Origin of the sequence: Haemophilus sputorum CCUG 13788, assembly GCF_000238795.1 — a bacterium.
Classification (GTDB): domain Bacteria; phylum Pseudomonadota; class Gammaproteobacteria; order Enterobacterales; family Pasteurellaceae; genus Haemophilus_A; species Haemophilus_A sputorum.
This window is the reverse complement of the sequence record NZ_AFNK01000035.1, coordinates 140,436-160,926: the sequence shown is the minus strand read 5'-3', so window position 1 is coordinate 160,926 and position 20,491 is coordinate 140,436. Positions and strand designations below refer to the sequence as shown.

The 20,491-nt window shown below is 40.4% G+C and carries 16 protein-coding genes and 2 riboswitches; of the genes, 9 read left to right on the top strand and 7 right to left on the bottom strand.

Features of this window, described 5'->3' with window-relative positions; genetic code table 11:
- Nucleotides 1-45 precede the first annotated feature (45 nt).
- The 7 genes from HSP_RS0105665 to lon all read right to left on the bottom strand — a co-directional run bounded on the left by HSP_RS0105665 (nt 46) and on the right by lon (nt 10,172).
- On the bottom strand, nt 46-1,413 hold the full coding sequence (locus HSP_RS0105665; RefSeq protein ID WP_007523233.1) for an alanine/glycine:cation symporter family protein: 1,368 nt from the start codon (nt 1,411-1,413) through the stop codon (nt 46-48).
- A 117-nt stretch (nt 1,414-1,530) separates the two neighbouring features.
- A riboswitch (glycine riboswitch) is annotated at nt 1,531-1,653 on the bottom strand.
- A 153-nt stretch (nt 1,654-1,806) separates the two neighbouring features.
- Nucleotides 1,807-2,862, bottom strand: coding sequence for an AI-2E family transporter (locus HSP_RS0105660; protein WP_010129359.1), 1,056 nt, complete (start codon nt 2,860-2,862; stop codon nt 1,807-1,809).
- A 117-nt stretch (nt 2,863-2,979) separates the two neighbouring features.
- Nucleotides 2,980-4,632, bottom strand: a complete 1,653-nt coding sequence (locus tag HSP_RS0105655) for a fructose-specific PTS transporter subunit EIIC (protein ID WP_010129357.1) — start codon at nt 4,630-4,632, stop codon at nt 2,980-2,982.
- A gap of 22 nt (nt 4,633-4,654) precedes the next feature.
- Nucleotides 4,655-5,605: a 1-phosphofructokinase gene (gene fruK / locus HSP_RS0105650; protein ID WP_010129356.1), complete on the bottom strand. Its 951-nt coding sequence runs from the start codon at nt 5,603-5,605 to the stop codon at nt 4,655-4,657.
- Nucleotides 5,606-5,615: 10 nt separating this feature from the next.
- Complete coding sequence (fruB, locus tag HSP_RS0105645; protein WP_010129355.1) at nt 5,616-7,103, bottom strand: fused PTS fructose transporter subunit IIA/HPr protein; 1,488 nt, start codon at nt 7,101-7,103, stop codon at nt 5,616-5,618.
- Between the two features lie 158 nt (nt 7,104-7,261).
- Entirely contained in the window at nt 7,262-7,678 is a 417-nt protein-coding gene (ndk, locus tag HSP_RS0105640; protein ID WP_010129354.1) for a nucleoside-diphosphate kinase, read from the bottom strand.
- Between the two features lie 88 nt (nt 7,679-7,766).
- Entirely contained in the window at nt 7,767-10,172 is a 2,406-nt protein-coding gene (gene lon / locus HSP_RS0105635) for an endopeptidase La (RefSeq protein ID WP_010129353.1), read from the bottom strand.
- Between the two features lie 159 nt (nt 10,173-10,331).
- A riboswitch (FMN riboswitch) is annotated at nt 10,332-10,453 on the top strand.
- A 186-nt stretch (nt 10,454-10,639) separates the two neighbouring features.
- On the opposite strand from lon, the gene ribD reads away from it, so the two are divergent.
- The 9 genes from ribD (at nt 10,640) to rsmA (ending at nt 20,386) form a co-directional block, all read left to right on the top strand.
- Nucleotides 10,640-11,734, top strand: a complete 1,095-nt coding sequence (gene ribD / locus HSP_RS0105630; protein WP_010129352.1) for a bifunctional diaminohydroxyphosphoribosylaminopyrimidine deaminase/5-amino-6-(5-phosphoribosylamino)uracil reductase RibD — start codon at nt 10,640-10,642, stop codon at nt 11,732-11,734.
- A 120-nt stretch (nt 11,735-11,854) separates the two neighbouring features.
- Complete coding sequence (gene ribE / locus HSP_RS0105625; RefSeq protein ID WP_010129351.1) at nt 11,855-12,502, top strand: riboflavin synthase; 648 nt, start codon at nt 11,855-11,857, stop codon at nt 12,500-12,502.
- Between the two features lie 9 nt (nt 12,503-12,511).
- Nucleotides 12,512-13,066, top strand: a complete 555-nt coding sequence (locus tag HSP_RS0105620; protein ID WP_010129350.1) for a cysteine hydrolase family protein — start codon at nt 12,512-12,514, stop codon at nt 13,064-13,066.
- 17 nt (nt 13,067-13,083) lie between these two features.
- Entirely contained in the window at nt 13,084-14,283 is a 1,200-nt protein-coding gene (locus HSP_RS0105615; RefSeq protein WP_010129348.1) for a bifunctional 3,4-dihydroxy-2-butanone-4-phosphate synthase/GTP cyclohydrolase II, read from the top strand.
- A gap of 64 nt (nt 14,284-14,347) precedes the next feature.
- Entirely contained in the window at nt 14,348-14,809 is a 462-nt protein-coding gene (gene ribH / locus HSP_RS0105610) for a 6,7-dimethyl-8-ribityllumazine synthase (protein WP_010129346.1), read from the top strand.
- Between the two features lie 601 nt (nt 14,810-15,410).
- A complete protein-coding gene (gene der / locus HSP_RS0105605; protein ID WP_010129345.1) occupies nt 15,411-16,946 on the top strand; it encodes a ribosome biogenesis GTPase Der in 1,536 nt (511 codons plus the stop codon).
- Nucleotides 16,947-16,995: 49 nt separating this feature from the next.
- On the top strand, nt 16,996-18,423 hold the full coding sequence (gene hldE, locus HSP_RS0105600; protein WP_029495216.1) for a bifunctional D-glycero-beta-D-manno-heptose-7-phosphate kinase/D-glycero-beta-D-manno-heptose 1-phosphate adenylyltransferase HldE: 1,428 nt from the start codon (nt 16,996-16,998) through the stop codon (nt 18,421-18,423).
- 79 nt (nt 18,424-18,502) lie between these two features.
- Nucleotides 18,503-19,450: a peptidylprolyl isomerase gene (locus HSP_RS0105595; RefSeq protein ID WP_010129343.1), complete on the top strand. Its 948-nt coding sequence runs from the start codon at nt 18,503-18,505 to the stop codon at nt 19,448-19,450.
- Between the two features lie 60 nt (nt 19,451-19,510).
- On the top strand, nt 19,511-20,386 hold the full coding sequence (gene rsmA, locus HSP_RS0105590) for a 16S rRNA (adenine(1518)-N(6)/adenine(1519)-N(6))-dimethyltransferase RsmA (protein ID WP_010129342.1): 876 nt from the start codon (nt 19,511-19,513) through the stop codon (nt 20,384-20,386).
- Nucleotides 20,387-20,491: the final 105 nt, after the last annotated feature.

Sequence of the window (20,491 nt, the reverse complement as noted above, 5' to 3'; positions counted from 1 at the left end):
AAAAATGTGGGCAAGCGCGCCCACATTTTAATGGATATTGCCAAATTAGGCGATTTCTCCTTTTTTCAAGCGTTGGAAATAATCGCGGGTTTCACCAATAATCACTTTACGTAATGCCACTAAAGCAATGAGGTTCGGGAATGCCATCAAGCCATTAACAATGTCAGCAATCGCCCAAATGGTTTCAAGTTGTAAAAATGGTGCAAAGGCAATCAGTAAAATAAAGAGCATACGGTAGAATTTAATCCCTTTAGTGCGACCGCCTGTGAGGTAAACTAAGCAACGTTCGCCGTAATAACACCAACCTAAAATGGTAGTAAACGCGAAAAAGACTAAACCAATACTAACAATTGAGCCGCCTAATTGGCTGCCAAGCCCTTGATTAAAGGCAATATTCGTGAGTTCGACACCTTTTGCAGTACCTTGCCATGCACCAGTAATGACAATCACTAAACCGGTTACGCTACATACAATAATGGTGTCTAAGAATGTGCCAGTCATCGAGATTAAGCCTTGGCGTACTGGTTCTTTCGTTTGTGCTGCGGCTGCTGCAATCGGGGCAGAACCTAAACCAGCTTCATTAGAAAAGATACCACGCGCGACCCCAAGTTGAATCGCTTTCATCATGGTAAAACCAAAGGCACCACCTAATGCGGCTTGTGGATCAAATGCAGCTTGTACGATAAGCGAAATCGCACTTGGGATTTTTTCTGCATTGAGCGCAAGAATAGTAATACCAATTACCACATAAGCAACCGCCATAAATGGCACCACAACCATCGCAATTTTAGAAATCCGTTTTACCCCACCTAGAATAATGGCTGCGACAACTAGCGTTAGGACGATAGAAATTAGTGGAATAGGTAAATGAAAGGTCATTGAGATAGATTCGGTAATCCCGTTGACCTGTGGAAAAGTACCGATACCGACTAATGCCACCATCACACCAAAAAAGGCAAACATTTTTGCAAGCCAACGCCATTTTTTACCCATGCCCATTTCAATGTAATACATTGGGCCACCCGCAATATAACCAGCGCGATCTTTGCCACGGTATTTAATGGCGAGTACACCTTCAGCATATTTAGTTGCCATGCCAAATACGGCAATCAGCCACATCCAAAAAAGCGCACCCGGGCCACCTTGATAAATGGCTGTCGCCACCCCAACGATGTTACCTGTGCCAATAGTGGCTGCAAGCGCGGTAGAAAGGGCAGCAAAAGCGGAAATATCGCCACTTTGTCCTTCGCCTTTTTCCGGCTTAAACATATAAATGAAAGCTCTAACAAGCTGAGTGATTTGAATGCCGCGAAGCGCGAAAGTCAAATAAATTCCAACACAGGAAATTAAAATGAGTAATGGTGCGCCCCAAATAAAACTGCTGATGGCGCTAAGCGTATCATGCAATGACATGTAGTAAGTTCCTCGTAATGATGGGTAATCCCTTTTATACAAGGAAAGAAAAGCGACGCAAAGCGGGCGATTTTTGCAAAAAATTTGCAAAATCTTACCGCTTGCAAGTGAATGGTACTTTTCTCCCCTGTCCTTTTGCCTGAGCGTTTCATTCAAAGCTATGAATTTGCGCCTTCGGCGTCCATTTTCGCTCTATATTCTGATTAAAATGAGCGATTGGATCTCTCCAAGGGTTCGTCCAGTAACTGTCCTTACATATTGCTATGCACCTGAAAGATTTTACCTCGTCGGTTAAGCGTTGATTCGCTTATCTCCAGCTACCTTCATCCGAACGTGCTTTTTCAATAAAAAAGCGTTGCTTATTTTAGCAACGCTTTGTTAATCGTCAAGCGGTTAATGCATTTTGTTTTGTATCTCTTCGGTATCACTTAACAAAATGGCATAACGGCGAGTAGTTGGGTTAGATTCCAGCCCCATTTTTAGCGCCATGGTTAGTGGAACGGAAAGCAGCATGCCCACCGTACCTAGTAGCCAGCCCCAGAAGAGTAAAGAGAGGAAGACCACTAAAATTGAAAGCCCAAGTCGTTTACCCATGATTTTAGGCTCAATGATATTCCCGATGAGCACGTTAATAACTACAAGACCAACTAGCACAATAATTCCTTCAGTAAAGCCATTAAGTAGTAAGGCTTGAAGAATAATAGGAATGGCAGCCAAAATAGAACCAATACTTGGAATATAATTTAATAAGAAGCCCAGCACCGCCCACAAGACTGCATATTGCACGCCGACAATAGTGAGCAACAACCAAATACAAATAGCGGTGAGTAAACTCATGGTAGTTTTTACGCCTAAATAACCTATCACGCCGTTAAGTACCTGATCGATATAAAATTTTTCATTTGAAAGATCATCATCCGGACTCATTGCCACGGCAATTTTATATTTTGAATTAGGTGAGTCAATCAGCATAAAAATCACTACCAACAAAATAATAAAAATGTTGGAAAGTGCGCTAGAAAAACCGAGTAATAAGCGGCTAACCCAGTTCATGACATTGCTTGGATCGAAATGTTGGGCAATGTCGTTAGGATGAATATCTAACGGAATGTTAAAGCGTTGTGCCAGTTCTGCTATGCTTTGTAAGCGGGTAAGTAATAACGTTTTATATTGCGGAATAGAGGCGGTAAATTCTGTAATAGCTGCGTTAATCATGCCAGCTAAGAAAAAGAAAATCAGAATAATTAAGCCTAAAAGTAAACTAATTGCCATGCCAAGCGGAATACCACGTTTGGTCATTTGCTTGATAATTGGCGAGCAGATGATCGCAATAAAAAGTGATAATAAAAACGGGATGATAATTTCTCCTGAGAGTTTAATCCCCGCAAGAATGATAATAATAGCGGCAATCGCCACTAAAATGTTTGTGAAAGAAGTTTGCTGTTCCATAACGTTTAGCAAGGTAAAAAGGGAACATCATTATAACAGAGCGTTTTCAACAAGCGGTTAGATTTTAAGAACATTTTGCAAAAAAAAACAGCGCCAGAAGGCGCTGCGATAGAGAGATTATTCGGCTTTTTGTTTGATAGTGGCATACACTACGCCAGTTATTAAAGAGCCAATTGCAATGGCTGCTAAATACATCAGTGGTTGCGAAACAAATGGAATCACAAATAAACCACCGTGTGGTGCTTGTAGTGTAATCCCTAAACTCATCGAAAGTGCACCTGCGGTTGCGCCCCCTAAAATAGAAGAGATAATGACGCGTACTGGATCTGCTGCTACAAACGGTAACGCACCTTCTGAGATAAAGCATAACCCTAACACGAATGAAGCTTTACCCGCATCTTGTTGGTTCGTATTGAATTTTTTGCGTGCAAGTAAAGTGGCAATCGCCATTCCGATTGGTGGCACCATACCTGCGGCCATCACGGCTGCCATTGGCATATATTGTTGAGAAGCAATTAACCCCACACCGAAAGTATAAGCGGCTTTATTAACTGGGCCACCCATATCAGCACACATCATCGTCCCTAAAATGATACCGAGAATGATAGCGTTAGTTTGTCCCATGGTATTTAACCAGTGTACTAACGCATCCATTAACGATTTAACTGGCGGGTTGATGAGGTAAATCATAGCTAAACCGACAATTGCAGAGCCTAATAATGGCAGAATTAAAATCGGTTTAAGCGAAGTTAAGCTCGGCGGAAGTTGGATAATTTGGTTAAGGAATTTCACTGTGTAACCCGCAAGGAAGCCCGCTACAATGCCGCCTAAAATCCCTGCGCCTGCAGTTGTTGCCAGCATACCGCCAATTAAACCAACCGCTAAACCTGGACGGTCTGCAATGGAGAACGCAACATAGCCAGCAAAAACCGCAATCATTAAGTGGAAAGCAGCGCCGCCGCCAATATCCATTAAGGCTTTTGGTAAACCAGCAAAGTCGTCAGTTTTGAAGGCTTCAATACCAAACATAAATGAGATAGCAATTAACAAACCACCTGCCACGACTAATGGCAACATATGCGATACACCCGTCATTAAGTGTTTATACACGCCTTTTTTCTCTTCGGTTTTACTTTCGGCTGCCGCTTGTTGGCTTTCACCTTCGTAGATTTTGGCTTCTTTAAAGGCTTTATCAAACTCTTGTGCGGTTTTTTTCAACGCTAAACCGGTTGAAGTGCGATACATCAATTTGCCTTTAAATTTATCTAATGGCACATCAATATCTGCTGCAACAAAAACTAAATCTGCTGCTGCAACTTCTTCTGGGCTGATTGGGTTACCAGCCCCCACTTGTCCGCGGGTTTCCACTTTTACCGTCCAACCTTGCGCTTTCGCATAGTGTTCAATCGCTTCTGCAGACATAAACGTATGAGCCACACCTGTTGGGCAAGCTGTCACGGCTACAATATTTTTTGTGCCACTTGCAGAAAGCGTATTGTTGTTTGTCGCATTAGCAAAAGTTTGCGGATTTTCGACCGCTTGTTTTAAGGCTTGTTCAGGATTTGCAAAAGCCGTATTGAGATCTAACACCGCGCCTTGTTTGCCTGCAGCTTGGGCTGGAATATGTTCATCAAATAGCACCACGAAATCAGCTTGTTGGTTTTCAACAACCTGATGACCTTGTTGCTTCGCTGCCGCTGATAAGACTTCAGTTGCTAAGAAGCGGCGAGCTTGTCCTAATGATTGAGGGAAAATAAATGAAAGATTCATTCTGTGTTCCTTGCTTTAAAATTTAAATATTTTTTGAAATAACGGTGATTTCAGTTTGCGCAAAAATAGTATCAAGCGCTTTACGATCTGAAATGCCCACATTACTTTGTGAAACGGCAAGCGCCGAGGTTGCGCTGGCAAAGCGTAAGGTTTTCTCTTTATCCCAACCTTGGGCTAAACCATAAATAAGCCCTGCAACCATTGAATCTCCCGCGCCTACTGTGCTGACAACATTTTCACAGCGTGGCGGTTTAGCTTGCAGTACCCCTTCGTGATTTAACCAAAGTGAGCCTTGTTCGCCCATGGAGATAATCACATTTTCAATGCCATGCTGGCGCAGTTGTTCGGCGGCTTCAATAATTTCTTCACGGCTATTGAGTGGACGGTCAGCCCAAACTTCTAATTCACGACGATTGGGTTTCACTAACCACGGATGCGCTTTTAAGCCTTCAGTTAATGCAGCATTAGAGCTATCTAGCACTACTTTTAAACCTTGCTGATGTAAAGATTCTAACCATTGGGCAAATTGTTGTGGGCTAATTCCACGCGGTAGAGAGCCACACACCGCAACTAAATCAAATTGATCTTTCCATGTAGCAGATTGTTCGATGAATTTCTGCCAATCTTGGGCGCTTACTTCAAAACCGAGGAAGTTTAAATCAGTCACATCAGCTTCAGTTTCGGTAATTTTGACGTTAATACGGGTTTTCCCGCCAATGCGATAGAAGTGATCCGTTAATCCATTTTGTGCAAAATTTTGCACGAAATCGCCTTGATTCTCTTCCCCTAAAAAACCCGCAACAGTAGGTGGTGTGCCTAAATCAGCTAATACTTTTGCTACGTTAATCCCTTTTCCAGCAGGATAAAGCCCAAGGGTTTCCACAGTGTTTACTTCGCCAATTTCAATACGTGTTAGTCGACCAACCAAGTCAAAAGCAGGGTTTAGCGTTACGGTTGCAATACGTTGTGTCATACACGACTCCTTATTCACCTAAGCCAGCATTGATTGCTGCACCAATGCCATCAAGTGCCGCTTGAGCATCTTCACCGCTAGCTATAAAACGAAGGGTAGTGCCTTTTGTTGCGCCAAGTGCGACGATTTTCATTAAGCTTTTGGCACTGACAAGCGGTGAGTTTTTATCAAGATTTTGCACTTCGATTTTGGCTTGATATTTTTTCACTTCATTTACTAATACCGCACTTGGGCGAGCGTGTAAACCGTGTTCATTTTTAATCACGAAGCTTGCATCCAGGCTATCGCTATTTGCATTTTGTACGTGATTTTCGACCGCTTGTGGGGCGACAGGTGCTGCAGTTACCGCTGCACCACCTTCAATGCTATCTGGTGTTTCAGGTACATAAGAAACGCTTTCACCTAAACCACTTTCAAAGGCTTTTGCAAGGGCTTCAATTGCCTGTTGAGCGTCTTCGCCTTCAGCAACAAATCGTAAGCGAGCACCTTTTGAGGCCCCTAATGCGACGACTTTCATCGTGCTTTTTGCGTTTGCTGGAGTAGTGCCTCGGTCAAGATTTTCTACGTTGATTTTGGCAGCAAATGGTTTTAATGTTTGAACTAACACTGCACTTGGGCGAGCGTGTAAGCCGTTTTCATTGCGTACAGTAAAGGTGCCAATAACTTCTCCGCTAGCTTGTGCAGGCGTAGCAACTTCAACAGATTGTCCATTAAAAATCGCGATGATTTGTTCAGCATTTGCTTGCGTTAATTGTTGGCGTACTTCTGGTTTTAGCAATAGGGCGATGGTGCTTTCTAAGCTATTATCTACTGCAGCTACGCTAATTAAGGTTTTTCCGTTAGAGGCACGCGCTAGGGCAATACTGTTAGCTAAATTGCCTTTAGCACTATCAATAATGTAGAAGTTTTCTGCTAATGCTAATGGTTCAGCCGCAATGGTGTCGCTGATATAGCTTGAGGCAACATAGCCTTGTTCTTGTAATTTGCCTGCGTTAATCGCAGCAAGGGTGAGTAAGCTGTTTGTTTCTACGTTTAAAGAAAGCGTTTGAGGGGAGAGAGTTGGTAAACTTTTTTTACCGCTTAGAATATCAGCAAAGGTTTGGATATCTTGGGTTTTGGCTAATTCAGCGGCGGCATCTTCGTCGCTTAATACAGTAGTCAGTTGGCGTAGTAAGGTTAAATGTTCATCTGATTTTGCTGCAATGCCGATGACAACATAAGCTGTATTTCCATCACCCCATTGTACCCCTTGCGGGAATTGAATGATTTGCACCCCAGTTTCTTGAACTAAATGACGAGTGTCTAAAGTTCCGTGCGGAATAGCAATACCGTTACCTAAGAAAGTGGAGGTTTGTTGTTCGCGTGCAAACATCCCATCCGCATAGCCTTCAGCAACATGGTTGTTAGCAACCAAACCTGCGGCAACTTGTTTAATCGCCTCTTCTTTATTGGCTGCACTGCCATTTAAACGGATATTTTTTGCCGATAAATTAAGCATTTTAGCTCCTTATTTAAGCGTAGGTTTAAAAATAATCACTACGGGGGATTGTACCTCATTTTAGCTAAACCGTTCTAGCAAAATAAAAAAAGATTCTCCTTATTTACATTAAATGCTTAAAGGAGAATCTTCTTTGTAAAATTTCAGTGAATGGCGTGTTAAATAATTTCGTTTGGGCTGAAAAAATAGGCAATTTCGCGTTTTGCAGAGGCTTCAGAATCAGAACCATGCACGCTATTTTCTCGTCCGCTAATAGCATATAGTGCACGAATAGTTCCCGCTTGGCGTTTTTCAGGATCGGTTGCACCCATCAATTCACGATAATGGCTAATTGCATTTTCCCCTTCAAGTACGACCGCAACAATAGGGGCAGAAATCATAAATTCGATCAGAGGTTCAAAAAATGGTTTTCCTTGGTGTTCAGCATAAAAACCTTCTGCTTGAGCTTGATTCAGTTGCACTTTTTTCAGGGCTTTAATGGTTAAACCGTTCTCTTCCAAATGGCTTAAAATTTTGCCGATTAAGTGACGTTTTGTGGCATCTGGTTTAATTAAACATAGTGTTTGTTGAATCATAAACTTTCCTTTTAAAAAATATGAGATAAAAAACGGCTCATTTTTCGTCATTTGCAAAAATGCCGAAAAAATGAACCGCTTGTTAATTTTACTGAATCGCTGTTTTCGCTTTGGCAGCTTTTTTCACTTTCACAGCTTTATGAGGCAGAATTTCGATCCCCATTGGTGGTTGTTCAAGTGCAATAGCAAGCACTTCATCGATAGTTTCAACCGGATGAATGCTGAGTGCTGCTTTCGCATTGTTTGGGATTTCTTCCAAATCTTTTTCATTTTCTTTTGGAATAATCACAGTCGTAATGCCACCACGGTGCGCGGCTAATAATTTCTCTTTTAGCCCGCCAATTGGTAGGACTTTACCACGTAAGCTAATTTCGCCAGTCATCGCCACTTCTTTACGCACAGGGTTACCTGTTAAGCTAGAAATAAGCGCAGTACACATTGCAATACCCGCACTTGGGCCATCTTTAGGCGTCGCACCGTCGGGTACGTGAACGTGAATATCGCGTTTTTCGTAGAAGTCTTCAGCAATGCCTAGTTTATCTGCTCTTGCACGAACTACGGTCATTGCGGCTTGGATAGACTCTTTCATCACATCGCCTAATGAGCCTGTGTAAGAAAGTTTACCTTTACCTGGTACAGAGGCGGTTTCAATAGTTAATAAATCTCCCCCAACTTCTGTCCAAGCTAAGCCTGTCACTTCACCAACGCGATTTTGGTTGTCCATTTTGCCGTAATCAAAACGTTTTACGCCCAAGTAATCGCCAACGTTGTTTTCGTTAACCGTAATTGATTTTAATGTTTTATCTAACACTAATGCTTTTACCGCTTTACGACAAATTTTGGCAATTTCACGCTCTAAATTACGTACGCCTGCTTCACGCGTGTAATAACGAATAATGCTTAAAATGGCACTATCTTCAATCTTGAGTTCGCCTTTTTTCAAGCCGTTATTTTCTTGCTGTTTTGCAATTAAGTGATCGCGTGCAATATGCATTTTTTCATCTTCGGTATAACCTGAAAGACGAATCACTTCCATACGGTCTAATAATGCTGGTGGAATGTTCATCGAGTTAGACGTTGCCACGAACATTACATTAGATAAATCGTAGTCCACTTCTAAATAGTGATCATTAAAGGCTTTATTTTGCTCTGGGTCTAACACCTCTAATAAAGCAGAAGCAGGGTCGCCACGCATATCTTGTGCCATTTTATCGATTTCATCGAGTAAAAATAGCGGGTTTTTCACGCCAACTTTTGCCATTTTGCTCATTAAAGAACCTGGCATAGAACCGATGTAAGTACGGCGGTGACCGCGAATTTCAGCTTCATCGCGCACGCCACCCAGTGCCATACGTACATATTTACGGCCGGTTGCATTCGCAATAGATTGTCCTAATGAGGTTTTTCCTACACCCGGTGGGCCAACTAAGCAAAGAATTGGACCTTTTAATTTATTTAAACGACTTTGTACTGCAAGGTATTCTACGATGCGTTCTTTTACACGTTCTAAACCATAGTGATCTTGATCTAACACAGCTTGCGCTTTTGCTAAATCTTTTTTCACTACTGATTTTTTATGCCACGGCATTTGTAAAATCCAGTCGATATAACCACGAATAACTGCCGCCTCTGAAGAGCTTTGAGGCATCGCTTTTAGTTTTTTGAATTCGTTATCTACTTTTTCAAATACTTCTGCTGGCAATCTAGCTTCATCAATTTTTGCTTTAAGTTTATCTAGTTCACTTTGTTCAACATCTTCGCCATTGCCAAGTTCTTTTTGAATCGCTTTAATTTGCTCATTCAAATAGTAGTCGCGCTGATTTTTTTCCATTTGTTGTTTTACGCGATTACGGATACGACTTTCGGTTTCCAATGAATCCATTTCAGTCGCCATGGCGACTAATAGCTGTTCGAAACGTTTACCTAATTCCGTTTCTTCTAAAAGCTGTTGTTTTTTCTTCACCGGTGCAATTAAGTTGGCAGAAATAGTGTCTGCCAAGCGGTCATTTTCGGTAATTTTTTGCAATTTCGGCAAAATTTCCGCTGGGATTTTTTTATTGGATTTAATGTAGCTTTCAAACTCACTTAAGGTGGCTTTTGCTAAAGCTTTGATTTCGTCTTCTTCTAAGTTAATTTCAGTATTAAGTGGTTGAACCTCTGCCCATAAACCATTTTCATCATCGTGACCTTTCACAATTTTGGCGCGAGTTTGACCTTCAACTAACACTTTAACCGTGCCATCTGGTAGGTTGAGCATTTGAATAATGTTAGCCACCACGCCTACAGTATAAATATCATCTGTTGTTGGGTCTTCAGTTTGAGCATCTTGTTGAGATACCAAAAAAAGTTGTTTGTTAGCATCCATCGCTGCGCGAAGAGCTAAAATAGATTTTTCTCGTCCGACAAATAGCGGCATCACCATATAAGGAAATACCACCACATCCCGCAAAGGAAGAAGCGGTAATTCAATTGTTTTTTTCTTTCTTGGTGCCATAAATTTGCTCTCTTATTTCTATATTCCAAAATGATAATTTTCCAATTATGGGGCTTAAAATTGGAAATACAAGGGAAAATTACGATATTTATTTTATTGCAATAAATCCGATTTTTACACTTGACTTTAATAGGGTTTGGTCGCAGAATTTAACAAAATTTTAATCTTCAGGGCAGGGTGAAATTCCCGATCGGCGGTAAAGTCCGCGAGCTAATAAAACGTTAGCAGGAACTGGTGAAATTCCAGTACCGACAGTATAGTCTGGATGGAAGAAGATAAAAGCACCGCGCAAGCGGTGGTTTTCTATGTCTTTTTTGCAAGCCTTGAGATCGTTTGATTTCAAGGCTTTTTATTTAAGCATCTCTTTTTTAGGGCGTGCAATACACGCTCGATCCTGCCTTGAAAATAAAGGGTGTATTTCTTATGCCCAATCAACATATTTCACGTTTAAGAGAATAAGAAAATCTATGACTGACGCTGAATATATGCGACGCGCCATCAGCTTAGCTGAAAAAGGACGTGGCTGGACAAATCCTAATCCATTAGTAGGCTGTGTGATTGTTAAAAATGGCGAGATTGTTGCACAAGGGTATCACGAAAAAATTGGTGGTTGGCACGCAGAGCGTAATGCAATTTTAAACAGCCAAGCTGATTTAACAGATGCAACGGCATATGTGACTCTTGAGCCTTGTTGCCATCACGGGCGCACGCCACCTTGTTCAGATTTGTTGATTGAGCGTGGCATTAAAAAGGTTTTTATTGGTTCTCGAGATCCTAATCCGCTTGTTTCCGGCAAAGGTGCAAAACAGTTACGTGCAGCGGGCGTTGAGGTGATTGAAGATTTTCTTCGAGAAGAGTGTGATCAGCTAAACCCTATTTTCTTTCATTACATTCAAACTAAACGTCCTTATGTTTTGTTGAAATACGCGATGACCGCTGATGGTAAAATTGCCACAAGTACAGGTGAATCAAAATGGATTACTGGTGAATTAGCCAGAGCTAAAGTGCAAGAAACGCGTCATCAATACCGTGCGATCATGGTGGGTGTAGAAACGGTGCTGGCTGATAATCCAATGCTAAATAGCCGCATGCCAAATGCACGTCAGCCTGTGCGAATTGTATGTGATAGTCATTTACGGACACCATTAGATTGCCAGCTAGTACAAACAGCAAAAGATTATCCAACGATTATTGCAACCATTTCAGAGGATTTACAAAAAATTGCAAAATTTGAACCGCTTGGTGTGGAAGTGCTTCTCTGTAAGGCAAAAAACAGGCGGGTAGATTTGTCTGATCTTTTGCAAAAGCTCGGTGAAAAACAAATTGATAGCTTGCTGATAGAAGGCGGTGCTAGCTTGAATTTCAGTGCTTTAGAAAGCGGTGTAGTCAATCGAGTGCATTGCTATATTGCGCCGAAATTAGTGGGCGGAAAAGCGGCAAAAACGCCGATTGGCGGTGAGGGAATCGGTGATTTATCTCAGGCTGTCAAGTTAAAGATGAATTCAATCGAAATGATAGGAGAAGATGTTTTGATTGATTATGAAGTTATTCACCCTCTTTAACAAAAAAGATGGGAGATTTGGCAGAAATGAAAACGAAGCTCATAAGAAAAATAAGCATCGCAATCAAATCTCCCCTAACCCCTCTTTTCTAAAGAGGGGGACTTGATAGGAGAATAAATGATGTTCACAGGCATTATTGAAGAAGTAGGAAAAATTGCCCAAATCAATAAACAGGGCGAATTTGCAGTAGTCACGATTAACGCAAGTAAAGTGCTTGGTGATGTGCATTTAGGCGATAGCATTGCAGTAAATGGCGTTTGTTTAACCGTAACGAGTTTTACGCAAAATCAATTTACGGCTGATGTGATGTCAGAAACGCTTAAGCGAACATCATTGGGCGAATTAAAACCTAATAGCCCAGTAAACCTTGAGCGGGCAATGGCAGCTAATGGACGTTTTGGTGGACATATTGTTTCAGGTCATATTGATGGCACGGGCGAGGTAGTGGAGATTATTCCTGCGCATAATTCCACTTGGTATCGCATTCAAACAAGCCCAAAATTGATGCGTTATATTATTGAAAAAGGCTCAATTACTATTGATGGAATTAGTTTAACGGTGGTGGATACCGATGAAAATTCATTCCGCGTTTCCATTATTCCTCACACGATTGCGCAAACCAATTTAGGCAGTAAAAAAGTCGGCAGTATCGTGAATTTAGAAAATGATATTGTTGGCAAATATATTGAGCAGTTTTTAATGAAGAAAGAGCCAGAGAATCCGCAAAGTAAAATTACAGCAGATTTCCTGAAAAATGCAGGGTTTTAGGAAAATAAAATGCAAGCCTTAATGTTGATTGATGTGCAAAATGCATTTTTAGATTCGAAATGGGGAAAGCGGAATAATCTGAATGCTGAACAAAAAATGCTACGATTGTTGCAACATTTTCGAGCAAAAAGACAAAAGATTATTCATATTCAACACATTTCAGATAATCCAAATTCGCTGTTTTATCAAGGTGAAACCCAAGCCTTTCAAACAGGGTTTGAACCACAAAATGATGAAGTGGTTTTTCAGAAAAAGGTAAATAGTGCCTTTATTGGTACTCATTTGTTGGATTATTTGAAAAGCCAAGGCATTACGGAGCTAGTCGTTGCGGGTTTAACTTTACCGCATTGCGTTTCTACAACGATCCGAATGGCAGCTAATTACGGCTTTTTAGTAAAACTGATTGAAAATGCGACCGCTTCCTTCCCGTTAAAAATGCCTGATGGTGAAGAAATTGATGCCGAGCAAATTCATAAAATCAATATTGCAACGCTAAACGAAGAGTTTGCGGTGATTTTATCCACTGATGAACTGATTGATTGCTTAGAATCACATAATATTTAAAGAAAGAGAGAAAAATTATGTTTCAATTTTCAACTGTAGAAGAAGCCTTGGAAGCAATGGCACAAGGTAAAATTATTTTAGTGACCGATGATGAAGATCGTGAAAATGAAGGCGATTTTATCTGTGCAGCAGAATTTGCGACACCGGAAAATATCAATTTTATGGCAACACACGGAAAAGGTTTGATTTGTACGCCAATTTCGCAAGAAATTGCGGATAAATTAGGGCTTCCGCCAATGGTCGCTAAAAATACGGATAATCATGAAACTGCATTTACGGTTGCCATTGATCATATTAGTACAGGGACAGGAATTTCTGCATTTGAGCGTTCAATTACCGCTTTAAAAATGGTAGAAGATGGCGCTAAACCTTCAGATTTCCGCCGTCCGGGTCATATGTTCCCACTGATCGCCAAAGAAGGTGGTGTGTTAGTGCGTAACGGACATACTGAAGCAACTGTTGATTTGGCGCGTTTGGCAGGGCTAAAACATGCGGGGCTTTGCTGTGAAATTATGGCAGAAGATGGCACCATGATGACTATGCCAGATTTGCAAAAATTTGCGACAGAACACAATATACCGTTTATTACAATTGCGCAGTTACAAGAATATCGCCGTAAATATGATTGTCTTGTAAAGCAAGTTTCAGTCGTGAAAATGCCAACCAAATATGGCGAATTTATGGCGCATAGTTTTGTTGAAGTAATCTCAGGCAAAGAGCATATAGCTTTAGTCAAAGGTGATATTTCAAATGGCGAAAATGTATTAGCGCGTATTCATTCTGAGTGTTTAACGGGTGATGCTTTTGGTTCACAACGTTGTGATTGCGGTCAACAATTTGCTGCAGCGATGGCACAAATTGAACAAGAAGGTAGAGGCGTGTTACTTTACTTACGCCAAGAAGGACGTGGGATTGGGCTCATCAATAAATTACGTGCCTATGAATTGCAAGATAAAGGCATGGATACCGTTGAAGCGAATTTAGCGTTAGGATTTAAAGAAGATGAGCGCGAATATTATATTGGCGCACAAATGTTCCAACAGCTTGGCGTAAATTCAATTCGTTTATTAACGAATAATCCAAGTAAAATTGACGGCTTAAAAGAGCAAGGTTTAAACATTGTTTCAAGAGAGCCAATTATCGTAGAACCAAACAAAAATGACATTGATTACCTGAAAGTAAAACAGGTAAAAATGGGGCATATGTTTAACTTTTAAACAATAGCTTACTTAATTAAAGTGGCAAATAAACAAATTTTATTTCAATAAGGAAACTTTCAAAATGGCAAAAATTACAGGCAATTTAGTGGCAACTGGCTTAAAATTCGGTATCGTAACGGCTCGTTTTAATGATTTTATTAACGATAAGTTATTAAGTGGTGCAGTCGATGCATTAGTGCGTCATGGCGCATCAGAAGATGATATCGATACCGTTTGGGTACCTGGTGCATTTGAAATTCCACTAGTGGCGAAAAAAATGGCAGAAAGTGATAAGTATGATGCAGTGATCTGTTTAGGGACAGTTATTCGTGGTTCAACTACGCACTATGATTATGTTTGTAATGAAGCAGCAAAAGGCATTGGCGCAGTGGCATTACAAACTGGTGTGCCAGTGATGTTTGGTGTGTTAACCACAGAAAGCATTGAACAAGCCATCGAACGTGCTGGTACCAAAGCGGGTAACAAAGGCGCAGAATGTGCATTAGGCGCAGTAGAAATGGTAAATGTGTTAAAAGCACTTTAATTAAGATGAACACAAAAGACAGGCTTGCCTGTCTTTTGTTTTTTTTTGCGCATAAATTTGCAATTTTTTCGAAAAATTTGACCGCTTGTAGTTTGAAGGAAAAGCGCAATCAGTCAGCAGATTCCTTAAAAAAAGAAACCCACGATATGTTTAATATCGTGGGTTTTGTTGTTTGAAAGACCGACGAAAATTTTATTCACATTTCCTTACTATGTAGCAAGATTTTTATTCATTATGCAGATAACTCATTATGCAGATAACCATCCTAGGTTTTTTTAGAACAATCTTAGTCTTAAAAACGGCGCTAGAATACACTAAGGTCCAACCACTTTGGGTCAATTTGTGCAAAGAATAGTGAGTAAAAGTGTAAATGTTTGCGTAAGTTTTATGGTGTATTAGGCGCTTCTGTTAGTAATGTGATCTTTTTTAACAAAGCGAGGACAAATGCGCGTATTTGTAAATGAACAAAATCTTCCCTTTTAAACAAAATTACCAAGAGAAATTTTCTGGCTTTAAGGATAAGGCACGCCATTTAATGGGATTTAGTATATAATAAGCCAATTTTGCAGTAGCAAACAGATTTAATGAAAGGACAGGATAAATGACTCCAGTAATTGCTCTAGTGGGCAGACCTAATGTGGGAAAATCCACATTATTTAACCGTTTAACCCGCACGCGTGATGCATTGGTGGCGGATTTTCCGGGGCTTACCCGAGATCGTAAATACGGACATGCCAATATTGCCGGCTTTGATTTTATTGTGATTGATACTGGCGGTATTGATGGCACAGAAGAAGGTGTAGAAGAAAAAATGGCAGAACAATCGCTATTAGCGATTGAAGAAGCAGATGTGGTACTTTTCTTAGTAGATGCTCGTGCCGGTTTATTGCCAGCAGATATTGGTATTGCGCAATATTTACGTCAACGTGATAAAACGACAGTTGTAGTCGCAAATAAAACTGATGGAATTGATGCGGACTCACACTGTGCGGAGTTTTATCAATTAGGTTTAGGTGAAGTTGAACAAATCGCAGCGGCGCAAGGCCGTGGTGTGACTCAGCTAATTGAGCAAGTGTTAGCGCCATTAGGCGAGAAATTAAATGCCGATCAAGCGGTCGAAAATGAAGAGGATTTTGCAAATGAAGAAGAAAATCCGACCGCTTCTTTAGACGAATGGGATAACGATTTTGACTTCGAAAACGAAGAAGATGCTGCATTATTAGATGAAGCGCTTGCCGAAGAGCAAGAAAGTGTGTTGGATAAAAACATCAAAATTGCCATCGTTGGACGTCCAAATGTAGGTAAATCTACGCTAACTAACCGTATTTTAGGTGAAGAGCGTGTGGTGGTTTATGATATGCCCGGCACCACACGAGATTCGATTTATATTCCAATGGAGCGCGATGGTCAGCAATATACAATTATTGATACCGCTGGCGTGCGTAAAAGAGGGAAAGTAAACTTAGCGGTTGAAAAATTCTCGGTCATTAAAACGCTTCAAGCTATTCAAGATGCGAATGTGGTGTTGTTAACGATTGATGCGCGTGAAGGTATTTCCGATCAAGATTTATCGCTACTTGGCTTTATTTTAAATGCAGGTCGTTCATTAGTGATTGTAGTGAATAAGTGGGATGGACTATCGCAAGATATTAAAGATCAAGTGAAGTCTGAATTAGATCGCCGTTTAGATTTTATTGATTTTGCACGCGTGCATTTTATCTCTGCTTTACATGGTTCTGGTGTAGGGAATTTATTTCAGTCCGTACAAGAAGCTTATGCTTGTGCAACGCAGAAAACTTCAACCTCAATGTTAACGCGTATTTTAAGAATGGCTTCAGATGAGCATCAACCACCATTGGTTAATGGTCGCCGTGTGAAATTAAAATATGCACACCCAGGCGGTTATAATCCACCAATTATTGTGATTCACGGTAATCAGGTAGATAGATTAGCCGACTCTTACAAACGTTATTTATCGAACTATTTCCGTAAGAGTTTGAAAATTATTGGTAGCCCAATTCGCATTCAATTCCAAGAAGGGAATAACCCATTTGCGGGTAAACGTAATAAATTAACACCAAGCCAATTACGTAAGCGTAAACGTTTGATGAAGTTTATTAAGAAATCAAAAAGATAGTGGAAAGATGGGCTGTTAGCCTATCTCATAAATGTATAAAGAGAACATTATGATGATGCAATACTCTCCAAAATTTAATCATGCAAAAGTGTTGGTGTTAGGCGATGTAATGTTAGATCGCTACTGGTTTGGTGGTACAAATCGTATTTCGCCAGAAGCGCCAGTGCCAGTGGTAAAAGTACAAGAAATTGAAGAACGCGCAGGTGGTGCTGCAAACGTGGCAATGAATATTGCTGCGCTTAATGTGCCAGTAGCTTTACATGGGATTATTGGCCAAGATGATGCGGGACGAGCATTGGATACATTGTTAAACAACCATCATATCCAAAACCATTGTGTAGCGGTAAGTACCCATCCAACGATTACCAAATTACGCATTCTATCTCGCCATCAACAGCTTTTGCGTTTGGATTTTGAAGAAGGTTTTCATAATGTTGATAGCACAGATTTACTTGCAAAACTTTCGCAAGAAATTACCGCTTACGGTGCGTTGATTTTGTCAGATTATGGTAAAGGTACATTAGAAAGCGTACAACAAATGATTCAAATTGCACGCCAAGCGAATGTGCCAGTGTTGATCGACCCGAAAGGCACCGATTTTGAACGTTATCGTGGGGCAACACTTTTAACCCCAAATATGTCTGAATTTGAAGCAGTGGTAGGGCATTGCCAAAGTGAAGATGAGATTGTTGAAAAAGGCTTAAAAATGATTGCCGATTTTGACTTGTCGGCTTTATTGGTAACGCGTTCTGAAAAAGGGATGACACTTATTCGTCCAAATCAAACGCCATTTCATCTACCTACACAAGCTAAAGAAGTTTATGATGTGACTGGTGCAGGTGATACAGTAATCAGCGTATTAGCTACAGCAATTGCAGATGGTAGACCTTATGAAGAAGCGTGCTATTTAGCGAATGCCGCTGCAGGCGTGGTGGTAGGTAAATTAGGTACTTCAACAATTACCCCAACCGAGCTAGAAAATGCTATTCATCATCGTGAAGAAACGGGTTTTGGTGTGATGGATGAAACTACGTTAAAAGCGATTATTGTTGAAGCAAAAGCGCGCGGTGAGAAAATTGTCATGACAAATGGCTGCTTTGATATTTTACATCCAGGTCATGTTTCATATCTTGAAAATGCGCGTAAATTAGGTGATCGCTTAATTGTAGCGGTAAATACAGATGAATCCGTTAAACGCTTAAAAGGGGAATCTCGTCCAATTAATGACTTGAATGCACGAATGGCTGTATTAGCAGGGTTAGCTTCTGTCGATTGGGTCGTTCCATTTGCAGAAGATACTCCGCAACGCTTAATTGGCGAAATCTTGCCAGATTTATTGGTAAAAGGTGGTGATTATAAACCGGAAGAGATTGCAGGTAGCGAAGAAGTCTGGGCAAATGGTGGAGAGGTTAAAGTGTTAAACTTTGAAAACGGTTGTTCAACTACCAATGTGATTAAGAAAATTCAATCTTTATAGAAAATTGAACCTTTTATTCTACAATGCTTCTAAACAAGCAAATATTTTAGGTCATTACAAAATACAAAAGGAAACTAGCATGAAATTAACTTCAATCAAATCATTGATGATTGCGATGATTGCGACTTTAGGAACAGTACAATCAGCATCGGCAGAAAGCGTGATGGCGGTTGTAAATGGTAATATGATTATGGAAAGCCAAGTGCTTAAAGCATTAGGTAAGAAAGCCAATACAGAAGAAAACCGTAAAGCTGCATTAGAAACGATCATTGATGATACTCTAGTACAAGAAGCGATTAAAAAATCTGGTGTAAAAGTTGACTGGAAACGAGTTGACCAAGCCGTTGAAGAAGTTGCTGCGCGTAACGGGTTAACTTATGGTCAATTATTAGACGCGTTAGATTATCAACGCATTAGTTTAAGCCAATTCAAAAATCAAATTGCACAGCAAATGATGATGGAAGCGGTACGTCATGATGCGATTGGTCAATCTATTCAAGTTGCGCCTGAACAAGTTCAAGCGCAAGCACGCGATATGCTAGAAAAAGATAAAGCTGCGGGTAAATTGCAAAAAACCACAGATCAAGAGTATCGCATTAGCCATATCTTGATTAAAACAACCCCAATTTTAGATGATGTTCAAGCTAAGGCAAAATTGACTCAATTAGTTGCAGATATCAATGCTGGAAAAATAAGTTTTGAAGATGCGGCGAAAGCAAATTCTGTTGACTATGCTTCAGCGGCAGATGGTGGTGATTTAGGTTTCAACTTCTTAGATATTTATGATCCAAATTTTGCACAAGTTGCTGCAAAAACAAGTAAGTCACAAATCAGTGCACCATTTAAATCACAATTTGGTTGGCACGTATTAAAAGTAACGGATTTGCGTGAAGGTGACCGTACCGAAGATGCTTATGCGCAAAAAGCTTATGAGCAATTAGTAAATCAGCAAGCGCAAGAAGCTTCTAAAGACTGGGTAAAAGCCTTACGTAAAACGGCTGAAATCCAGTATGTTAACGGAAAATAATCATATATTTTGGCACAAATTCGTTTGTGCCTTTTATCATTTTAAATTAAGAAACACATAATGAGCCATTCTAATTCTAAAAAGCATTTAGGTCATACCGCCCGTAAACGTTTTGGGCAAAACTTCTTACATGATATGAACGTGATTCATAACATTGTTTCAGCTATCAACCCACAAAAAGGACAATTTTTATTAGAAATCGGCCCGGGTTTAGGAGCATTAACTGAGCCAGTAGCGGAACTTGTTGATAAACTTACGGTGGTGGAGCTAGACCGAGATTTAGCGGAACGTTTACGTCATCATCCATTTATCAATCAGAAATTAACCATTATTGAGCAAGATGCTTTACGTTTTAATTTCCGTGAGTATTTTGAGAGTTTAAATTTAGCTGAAAATGAAGGTGTGCGCGTATTTGGTAACCTACCTTATAATATTTCAACGCCATTGATGTTTCATCTGTTTAAATTTCACGATTTAATTACCGATATGCACTTTATGTTGCAAAAAGAGGTAGTAAAACGTTTATGCGCAGCGCCGAATAGTAAAGCTTATGGCCGTTTAACTATTATGGCGCAATATTATTGCCAAGTAATGCCAGTTTTAGAGGTTCCACCAACGGCGTTTAAACCTGCTCCGAAAGTAGATTCTGCGGTAGTGAGATTGATGCCTTATAAGGAGTTACCACATCCAGTAAAAGATATTTATTGGTTAAATCGTGTGACCACACAAGCATTTAACCAGCGCCGTAAAACTTTACGCAATGCGCTTTCAACCTTGTTTAGCGCAGAACAGTTAGAGGCGTTAGGTGTGTCATTAATAGCACGCGCAGAAAATCTCAGTATTGCTGATTATGCGCGTTTAGCAAATTGGTTGTGTGATAACCCACCTGAATCGTTAGAGGCACTTGAGCCTATTGATGATTTGCAAGATGCTTAACATTTAGAATAAAAAATCGATCAAGCGGTGAAATTTGTAAACTTTTTTGCAAATTTCACCGCTTTTTTGTAAATCTCATGGATAATCTTCCGTCTAGGAAGGCTA